This window comes from Variovorax sp. 3319, from assembly GCF_031456585.1.
Lineage (GTDB): Bacteria > Pseudomonadota > Gammaproteobacteria > Burkholderiales > Burkholderiaceae_C > Variovorax > Variovorax paradoxus_P.
This window is the reverse complement of sequence record NZ_JAVDUZ010000014.1, coordinates 148670-157794: the sequence shown is the minus strand read 5'-3', so window position 1 is coordinate 157794 and position 9125 is coordinate 148670. Positions and strand designations below refer to the sequence as shown.

Sequence of the window (9125 nt, the reverse complement as noted above, 5' to 3'; positions counted from 1 at the left end):
CCAGCTGCGCTTGGCGCCGTCGTCCATCTCGGCCTGCACCGTGGCGCCATCGGCGTCGAACGCCACATCGCGCACCTTGCAGCCCTCGATCGTTTCCGCGCCGCGCGTGGCGGCATTGCGAAAGAGCAGTTCGTCGAGTTCCGAGCGGCGCACCTGCCAGGCCGAGTCGAGCGACTTGTCCCAGCCCTCCGCAAAATCGACATAGCTGCGGTGTTCGTGGTCCGGCGAGACAAACTCGATGCCGAACTTGGGCATGCCGATTTTCTCGACCTGGTCGCGCACGCCCAGCTTGTCGAAAAGCTCCACGTTGGCCGGCAGCAGCGATTCGCCGATATGAAAGCGCGGGTGATGCGCTTTCTCGAGCAGCACCACCTTGCGGCCCTGCTGCGCGAGCAACGCTGAAATCGTCGAACCCGCGGGCCCGCCGCCGATCACGAGTACGTCGCAGGATTCGTCGGCCTCCCGCGGCATGGAAGAAGCAGAAGAAGTAGCTTGAGGCAAGGACATGCGAAGACAGGCGCCATTGTTGACAATCGTTAAGCATAGCGCGGCTGGCCTGCGCCCCGCACCGCGCAATGGTGCGATGGGCGCTGCCAGGCAGTCCTATGGCGCGCCGGTTTTCGGTGCGTTCTGCAGGCTGGCCTGCGTCACGCTCGCGCCCGCGGGCACGTTGTCGGTAATCCACACGTTGCCGCCGATGACGGCGCCCTTCCCCAGCGTGACTCGCCCCAGGATGGTGGCGCCGGCGTAGATCACCACGTCATCCTCCACCACCGGATGCCGCGGAAGGCCCTTTTGCAGGTTGCCCTCGGTATCTGTCGGAAAGCGCTTGGCCCCCAGTGTCACAGCCTGGTAAAGCCTCACGCGCTTGCCGATGACAGCCGTTTCGCCAATGACGACGCCCGTGCCGTGGTCCATGAAAAAGCCCGCGTCGATCGTCGCGCCGGGGTGAATGTCGATGCCCGTTTGCGCATGCGCCAGCTCGGCCACGATGCGCGCCAGGAGCGGCAGGTCGAGCTTGTAGAGCTCGTGCGCGAGCCGGTGGTGAATCATGGCCAGCACGCCCGGGTAGCAAAGCAGCACCTCGTCGACACTGCGCGCGGCGGGGTCGCCCTGGTAGGCCGCGAGCACGTCGCTGTCGAGCAGGCGGCGCAAACCCGGGAGCGCGCTTGCAAACTGGCGAACGGCGCCGGTGGCAATCTGGTCGATCTCGCTCGCGGGCCGCGGCTCGTGGCGGGCATTGAAGTTCAGCTCCAGGCGCGCCTGCACCAGCAGCGAATGCAATGCGGTGTTCAGCGTGTGGCCAACGTAGAAATCCTCGCTCTCGTGGCGCAGTTCAGGCGGGCCAAGCCGCATTGGAAAGAGCGCCCCCTTGAGCGATTCCACGATCTGCGCAAGCGCATCGCGCGACGGAAATTCGCGTGCACCGGGCTCGCGCGAACGGCGCTGCGAGTCGCGCCATTCGTTGCGCGCACCGTGCAGCGCCCGAACGATGTCGCTCACATCAAAATTGACCATCTTGCTTTCTCCGGGACATGTGTAGCCACACTGTAGAAGCCCCCGGCGCTTGTGCCAAGAACTGAAAACCCGGTGACGCGGCAACCTGAAAAAAAACCCGGCGCCAGGACGGCGCCGGGTGTCGCAAGCCCGAGGGTCCGTCAGAGCTTCGCGATCGAAACCTCCGTCGACTTGACCAGCGCGACCACGTCGGAACCCACCTTGAGCTGCAGTTCGTCGACCGAGCGCGTGGTGATGACCGAGGTCACGATACCCCAGGCGGTTTCGACGTCGACTTCGGAGACGACGTCGCCGCGGATGATCTCGCGGACCTTGCCCTTGAACTGATTGCGTACGTTGATGGCTTGAATGGACATGGTGTTTCTTTCTCTTTCAGGTTGAACGAATGATTCGGGTGGGTGAATGAACCAAGGCGATGCGGTCAGCCGGCCGCGGCGGACAAGGCCTGGTCGAGGTCGGCCAGCAGGTCGTCGATGTGCTCGATGCCCACCGACAGGCGCACGGTGTCTTCCGTGACGCCGGCTCGCGCCAGCTCTTCGGGCGAAAGCTGCCGGTGCGTGGTCGAGGCCGGGTGCGTGGCCAGGGAGCGCACGTCGCCGATGTTCACGAGCCGCGTGAAGAGCTTCAGCGCATCGAGAAACTTTGCTCCGCCCTCGCGGCCGCTTCCAATGCCGAAGGTCAGCACGCCGCTCGACTTGCCGCCGAAGTACTTCCTGGCCAGCGCGTGGTCGGGGTGGTCTTCGAGCGCCGCATAGTTGACCCAGTTGACTGCCTTGTGCGTCTTGAGGTGCTGCGCCACGGCAAGCGCGTTGCTGCTGATGCGGTCCATGCGCAGCGCCAGCGTCTCGATGCCCTGCAGGATCAGGAAGGCGTTGAACGGCGAAATGGCGGCTCCCGTGTTGCGCAGCGGCACCACGCGGGCGCGGCCAATATAGGCGGCCGGGCCCAGTGCCTCGGTGTAGACCACCCCGTGGTAGCTCACGTCGGGCTCGTTCAGGCGCCTGAAGCGCTCCTTGTGCTCGGCCCACGGAAACTTGCCCGAATCGACGATGGCGCCGCCGATGCTGGTGCCGTGGCCGCCCAGGTACTTGGTGAGCGAATGCACCACGATGTCCGCGCCGTGCTCGATGGGCCGGCTCAGGTATGGAGAGGGCACCGTGTTGTCCACGATCAGCGGCACGCCGTGGCGATGCGCAATTTCGGCGATGGCCGCGATGTCGGTCACGTTGCCCGCCGGGTTGCCGAGCGATTCGACGAACACCGCCTTGGTCTTCTCGTCGAACAGCTTCTCGAAGCTCTTCGGATCGCGGTGGTCCGCAAAACGCGTGGTAATGCCGAATTGAGGCAGCGTGTGCGCAAACAGGTTGTAGGTGCCGCCATACAGCGCCGTGCTGCTGACGATGTTGTCGCCCGCCTCGGCAATCGTCTGGATCGCGTAGGTAACGGCCGCCTGGCCCGATGCCAGCGCAAGGGCTGCAATGCCGCCTTCGAGCGCGGCCACGCGCTGTTCGAGCACGTCCTGCGTCGGGTTGTTGATGCGGGTGTAGATGTTGCCCGGCACCTTCAGGTCGAACAGGTCTGCGCCGTGCTGGGCGCTGTCAAACGCATAGGCCACCGTCTGGTAAATGGGCGGCGCCACGGCGCGCGTGGTCGGCTCGGGCGAATAGCCGGCGTGCACCGACAGGGTTTCGAATTTCCAGTTTTGTGACATGGCGTTGCCTTTCTGTTTTTGCGAACGGGCGGGTTCAGACTGCCCAGCGCAGCGTGTGCGCCGACGGCTGCAGCCACTTGGCGTCTGTCTCGGCGGGCTCTGCTTCTCCGGCCTTCTGCAGCACACGGTCGAGAATGCGTTTCTCGATGGCGGCAAAGGCCGGGTCGCCTTGCGAGCGCGGCCGGGCGAGCGCAATGTTTTCGTCCAGCGCAATGCGGCCGTCCTCGATCAGGATCACGCGGTCGGCAAGCGCCACGGCTTCCTGCACGTCGTGCGTGACCAGCAGGGCCGTGAAGCGGTGGCGCTGCCACAGGTTCTCGATGAGCCGGTGCATCTCGATGCGTGTCAGTGCGTCAAGCGCTCCCAGCGGCTCGTCGAGCAGCAGAAGGCGCGGGTGATGCACCAGCGCCCTGGCCAGCGACACGCGCTGCCTTTGCCCGCCCGACAGGCGCGCCGGCCATTCGTTCTCGCGGTCGGCCAGGCCAACATGCGCGAGCACCTCCTTGCCGCGCGCCCTGGCTTCGCCCGGCAGGCCCAGCGTGACGTTGTCGAGCACGCGGCGCCATGGCAAGAGGCGCGCCTCCTGAAACATGATGCGGGTGTCGTCATGCAGGCCGTCGATGGCCTTGCCGTCCGTGTAAAGCCCGCCAGACGTCGCTTCTTCGAGCCCGGCAATGAGCCGCAGCAGCGTGCTCTTGCCGCAACCGCTGCGGCCCACGATGGCAATGAACTGACCGGGCTCGATGGTGAGCTGCGTGTTGCGCAGCACCTCGCGATCGCCGTAGCGCTTGTGCAGGCCGCGCGCCTCCAGGCGCACGCCGCCGGCAATGGCTGTCGGCTGTATGTCTTCAAGAACTGCGCTCATGATGATTTAAGGCTCGGTTGAAACAGCGCCACGTCGAGCGCGTTGATTTTTCTGGGCAGCAGCTTTTCCGCGAAGAAGGCATCGGCGATGCGCTGCTGCTCGGTGAGTGCTTCGGCCAGCACTGGGCGCACCGCGTAGCTGCGGCGTGCATTGGCTTGTTCGATCTTTGCGGCGTCCAGACCCCAAACCGGCGACAGCAGGGCTGCCGCTTCCTTCGGGTTCTGCTTGACCCAGTTGCCGGTCTTTTCAAGTTCGGCGTACACCACACGCAGCACGTCAGGGCGGCCCTTCGCGAACTTGGTGCTTGCAAGGTAGTAGCGCTGGTATGAGGCGATGCCCGTGCCGTCGGCCAGCACGCGCACCTTGGCCTGGCGCTGGGCCGCCGCGAGAAACGGGTCCCACACCACCCAGGCGTCGATGGCGCCGCGCTCGAAGGCGGCCCGGCCATCGGCCGGCGTCAGGTAGGCCGGATCGATGTCCCTGAAGGACAAGCCGGCCTTCTCGAGCGCCGCAATCAGCAGGTAGTGCGCGCCGGCCGCCTTGGCAAAGCCGATTTTCTTTCCCTTCAGGTCGGCCACCGATTTGAGCGGCGAATCCTCGCGCACCACAATGGCCTGCGCCGCGGGCGAAGGCGCCTCTTGCGCGACGAAGGTCAGGTCGGCGCCCGCGGCCTGCGCAAACACCGGCACGGTGTCGGCCACGTCGGCGCTGATGTCCAGATTGTCGAGGTTCAGCGCTTCGAGCAGCGGCAGGCCGCTGGTGAACTCATGCCAGCTCAGCGTGGCATTGAGCGACGCAAGTTGCTTTTCGAGCGTGCCCTGCACCTTCAGCAGCGCGATCAGCGTAGAAGACTTCTGATATCCGAGCCGCACCGTCACGGGCCGTGCAGCGGTGCCCTGGGCGAGCGCGGCGCCCGCGCCCAGCGCGCCCAGGCCGGCCAGTCCGGTGACGACGGTACGGCGAGAAATTGTGGAATGCGTGTGCATCTGCCCTGCCCTCACTTCGGCTTCTTCTGGTAGCCGGGGTGCCAGCGCAGCCACCACTGCTCCAGCCCGCGTGCGAACAGGTCGGCCAGCTTGCCGAGCAGTGCATACAGCAGGATGCCCACCAGCACGATGTCGGTCTGCAGGAACTCGCGGGCGTTCATGGTGAGATAGCCGATGCCTGCCTGCGCCGAAATGGTTTCGGCCACGATGAGGATCACCCACATCAGCCCGAGCGAAAAGCGCAGCCCCACCAGAATGGAAGACAACGCGCCCGGCAAGATGACCTCGCGGTACAGCTGCCAGCGAGAAAGGCCGTAGGTGCGCCCCATCTCGATCAGCTGCGGATCCACGTTGCGAATGCCGTGAAAGGTGTTCAGGTAGATCGGAAAGAACACCGACACCGAGATGAGAAACAGCTTGGCCGACTCGTCGATGCCAAACCACAGGATGACGAGCGGAATGAGCGCCAGCGCCGGAATGTTGCGCACCATCTGGATGGTCGAATCGAGCAGTGTCTCGAAGAACTTCACCGAGCCTGTCAGAAGGCCCAGCACCAGTCCCGTTCCCCCGCCAATGGCCAGGCCCGCGAGCGCACGGCCTGCGCTCACCTTGACGTGCGTCCAGAGCTCGCCCGAAACCGCCAGGCTCCAGGCCGCCTTGACCACGTCCACCGGCGCCGGGAGCACCCGGGTGGAAAGCCATCCCAGGGATGAAGCGATCTGCCAGAAGACGATGAGCCCCACCGGCACGAGCCACGGCACCAGCCGGCCCGCAACGTTGGCGCAAAAGGCCTTGAGCGCCCCGGGAGCGCTTTCTCTGGCAGGCGCGAGCGCCGGGAGTTCCTGCACTTGTTCGGTCATGACGGTCCTTAGCTTTGGGAGGCGAGGCGCGAAGGCGCATCGAGATTGGCGACGACTTCGCCGAAAGGCCCGCTCAGCGAGCCGCCCGCGAGCCGCGTTTGCGCCCTGCGCGAAAGCAGCGGAAACACCAGCTCTGCGAAGCGGTAGGCCTCTTCGAGATGCGGGTAGCCCGACAGAATGAACTTGTCCAGGCCGAGCGCCGCGTATTCCTCGATGCGCGCCGCCACGGTCTTCGCATCACCCACCAGCGCGGTGCCCGCGCCGCCGCGCACAAGGCCCACGCCGGCCCAGAGGTTGGGCGAAATTTCGAGGTCTGCACGCGAGCGCTTGGCACCGCCCGCATGCAGCGCAGCCATGCGGCGCTGCCCTTCCGAATCCATGCGCGCAAAGGCGGCCTGGGCGCGGATCACGGTGTCGTCGTCCACACGGCTGATCAGCTCGTCGGCGGCCTTCCAGGCGGCTTCTTCAGTTTCGCGCACGATCACGTGCAGCCGAATGCCGAACTCGACCTTGCGGCCCTTGCGCGCGGCACGGTTGCGCACGTCGGCAATTTTCTTGCCCACCTCGGCGGGCGGCTCGCCCCACGTGAGATAGGCATCGACCTGCTCGGCCGCGAGTTCGTGCGCAGCGCCCGATGAACCGCCGAACCACACCGGCGGATAAGGCTTTTGCACCGGCGGAAACAGCAGCTTCGCACCCTTCACGCTCAGGTGCTGCCCTTCGTAGTCGAAAGACTGGCCGTCGTGGCTGCGCGCAAGAATCTCGCGCCAGATGCGGATGAACTCGGCCGATTGCTCGTAGCGGGCCGCATGGTCCAGGTAGACGCCGTCGCCTTCGAGCTCGGCCTGGTCCCCGCCGGTGACCAGGTTCACCAGCACGCGACCGCCCGACAACCGATCGAAGGTCGCGGCCATGCGCGCAGCCAGGCTGGGCTGGTGCAGGCCGGGCCGCACCGCAACCAGGAACTTCAGCTTCTTCGTCGCGCCGATCAGGCTCGATGCGATTACCCAAGGGTCTTCGCACGAGCGGCCTGTCGGGATGAGCACGCCTTCATAGCCCAGGTTGTCGGCGGCGCCGGCAATCTGCTGAAGGTAGGCCAGGTCGACCTGGCGCGCGCCCTCGGTGGTGCCGAGATAGCGGCTGTCGCCATGGGTGGGTAAGAACCAGAATATCTGCATGTCTTCTTTCCGTCGGTTGGGCCGGGGGTCAGATGGCAAAGAAAAAACCGCGCACGCGAGGCGGCGCGAGCCGCAGGCGAGGCAACGGGGAACACGCGCGGCGGGCCTTCGGCTCCGGAATGCCCCATGCGCGCCTGGTGGTTGCCAGCACGCAGGCAGCGCGGTTGCAAGGGGTTTCGCGCGTCACGCAATGCCCGCTGGCGCGGCCTCGAGCACGTTGATTCGCTTTGGAATCAGCTTCAGGTCGAAGAAGGTGTCGGCGATCTTTTGCTGCTCGGCAAGAATCGCCTTGGTGATGGGGCCGGTTCCGTAGACCGCGCGTGCCACCGTGAGGTCGGCCACCGGCTTCGGCAGGCCCCAGAGGGCGGCCAGCTCGGCGGCAAGATCGCTCTTGTTGGCGGTGCCCCAGGCGTCGATCTTGCCGATTTCCTCAGTCACGATGGCCAGCACGTCGGCGTTCTTCGCCGCATAGTCGAGTGACGAGAAGTAGTACGAGCGGTTGCCCACCACGCCGGTCGCATCGGCCAGCACGCGCGCTTCGAGCGACTTTTCGGCGGCGGCAAGGAACGGGTCCCAGATCACCCATGCGTCGACCGAGCCCTTTTCGAATGCGGCGCGCGCGTCGGCCGGCGGCAGGTAGACAAGGTTCAGGTCGCTGTACGCAAGGCCGTGCTTCTCGGCCAGCTTGACGATGAAGTAGTGAACGTTCGAGCCCTTGTTGAGCGCGATCTTCTTTCCCTTCAGGTCGGCCACAGACTTGACGGCAGAGCCTTTGGGCACCAGCACCGCTTCCGACTGCGGGCGCTGCAGCGTGGCGGCCACATACGCCAGCGGCGCGCCTGCGGCCTGCGCAAAGATGGGCGGCGCCTCCCCCACGTCGCCAAAGTCGATGGAGCCGACATTCAGCGCTTCGAGCTGCACAGGGCCGGCGGTGAACTCGGTCCACTTGAGCGACACGCCGAGAGGCGCAAGCCGCTTTTCGAGCGTGCCGCGGCCCTTGAGAATGCTGAGCAAGCCCTTCTGCTTGCCGATGCGAAGCTGGCGCGCAGGCGTTTGTGCAAGTGCGCCGAACGAAGGCAGCGCGACAGCGGCGGCGACCCCCTGCAGCAGGCGGCGGCGCGGAATCAAGATCGAAGTCATGAAGTTGTTCTTTCGAATGCGGGGAGCACCGGCCTCAGGCCGAGATGAAGCCGACGATGAGCGCAACGGCGGTGACGACGACAGTGCTAATGGCGAGGTCTCGCAACGCGTGCCAGATGGAACGGGGCGGCGTATCGAGCGCGGAGTCTTCGGTGGCAACGGGGTTCACGTGTGGGTTCCTTTGGGCAAAGCTGTCCCCTCGCCGCTTGTGGGCGAAAAAAGGGGGACGGAGATGGGGCCGGCTGAAGGCCGGATCGACGGGGGGCCCGTCAGACGCTACATCGCACCCGTGAGAACGGCACCGGCTCGAAACCGTGCGTGGCGGGCAGCTTCAGCCCTTCGATGGCGAGCACCTCGACAGCCTCGTTGAGCCGCTCGGCAAGGTCGCCGTGCACCTGGTAGGCGTTCTCGGGCGTCAGCGTGATCTGCGAATCGGTTGCGTAGACACCCGGAAGAATGTGGCGCGCCGAAAGCGCATGAAGCACCGGCCGCAATGCGTAGTCGAGCGCAAGCATGTGATGCGGACTGCCGCCGGTGGCCAGCGGCAGCACCGTCTTGCCCTTGAGCGCGTTCTGCGCGAGCAGGTCGAGAAAGACCTTCAGCACGCCGCTATAAGCCGCCTTGTAGACCGGCGTGGCCACCACGACCACGCGTGCTTGCGCCACCTGCGCAATGGCGCGCTCGATGGCCGGATGGTTCCAGTCGGCCAGCAGCAGCGCCTCTGCGGGCAGATCGCGAATTGCGAACCGCTCGATGCGCGCATTGCGGCCGGCAAGCCGCTCGCCCACGGCCTCGAGCAAGGCGGTGGAGCGCGACGGCGCCGAGGGGCTGCCAGCAATCAGGAGAACGGACACGAGCGGCTTTCCT

The 9125-nt window shown here is 65.8% G+C and carries 11 protein-coding genes; all 11 read right to left on the bottom strand.

Features of this window, described 5'->3' with window-relative positions:
- Positions 1-507 (bottom strand): tryptophan 7-halogenase (locus J2X67_RS25225; RefSeq protein ID WP_309957596.1); only part of this gene is annotated, 507 nt, incomplete at its 3' end.
- A 96-nt stretch (positions 508-603) separates the two neighbouring features.
- Entirely contained in the window at positions 604-1518 is a 915-nt protein-coding gene (epsC, locus tag J2X67_RS25220) for a serine O-acetyltransferase EpsC (RefSeq protein ID WP_309957595.1), read from the bottom strand.
- Positions 1519-1658: 140 nt separating this feature from the next.
- Positions 1659-1874 carry a molybdopterin-binding protein gene (locus J2X67_RS25215; protein ID WP_007829250.1) on the bottom strand — a complete coding sequence of 72 codons (216 nt, stop codon included), beginning with the start codon at positions 1872-1874 and terminating at the stop codon, positions 1659-1661.
- 65 nt (positions 1875-1939) lie between these two features.
- The gene (locus J2X67_RS25210) at positions 1940-3229 is read right to left on the bottom strand and encodes an aminotransferase class I/II-fold pyridoxal phosphate-dependent enzyme (protein WP_309957594.1); all 1290 of its coding nucleotides are present in this window, start codon (positions 3227-3229) and stop codon (positions 1940-1942) included.
- A gap of 34 nt (positions 3230-3263) precedes the next feature.
- Positions 3264-4094, bottom strand: a complete 831-nt coding sequence (locus tag J2X67_RS25205; RefSeq protein ID WP_309957593.1) for an ATP-binding cassette domain-containing protein — start codon at positions 4092-4094, stop codon at positions 3264-3266.
- The gene (locus tag J2X67_RS25200) at positions 4091-5080 is read right to left on the bottom strand and encodes an aliphatic sulfonate ABC transporter substrate-binding protein (RefSeq protein ID WP_309957592.1); all 990 of its coding nucleotides are present in this window, start codon (positions 5078-5080) and stop codon (positions 4091-4093) included. Before J2X67_RS25200 ends, J2X67_RS25205 begins: the two co-directional genes overlap by 4 nt.
- 11 nt (positions 5081-5091) lie before the next feature.
- Positions 5092-5940, bottom strand: a complete 849-nt coding sequence (ssuC, locus tag J2X67_RS25195) for an aliphatic sulfonate ABC transporter permease SsuC (RefSeq protein ID WP_309957591.1) — start codon at positions 5938-5940, stop codon at positions 5092-5094.
- Positions 5941-5948: 8 nt separating this feature from the next.
- Entirely contained in the window at positions 5949-7118 is a 1170-nt protein-coding gene (ssuD, locus tag J2X67_RS25190; protein WP_309957590.1) for an FMNH2-dependent alkanesulfonate monooxygenase, read from the bottom strand.
- Between the two features lie 183 nt (positions 7119-7301).
- A complete protein-coding gene (locus J2X67_RS25185; protein WP_309957589.1) occupies positions 7302-8258 on the bottom strand; it encodes a sulfonate ABC transporter substrate-binding protein in 957 nt (318 codons plus the stop codon).
- Between the two features lie 34 nt (positions 8259-8292).
- Complete coding sequence (locus J2X67_RS25180; RefSeq protein WP_309957588.1) at positions 8293-8427, bottom strand: hypothetical protein; 135 nt, start codon at positions 8425-8427, stop codon at positions 8293-8295.
- Between the two features lie 100 nt (positions 8428-8527).
- Positions 8528-9112, bottom strand: a complete 585-nt coding sequence (ssuE, locus tag J2X67_RS25175) for an NADPH-dependent FMN reductase (protein ID WP_309957587.1) — start codon at positions 9110-9112, stop codon at positions 8528-8530.
- Positions 9113-9125 lie beyond the last annotated feature (13 nt).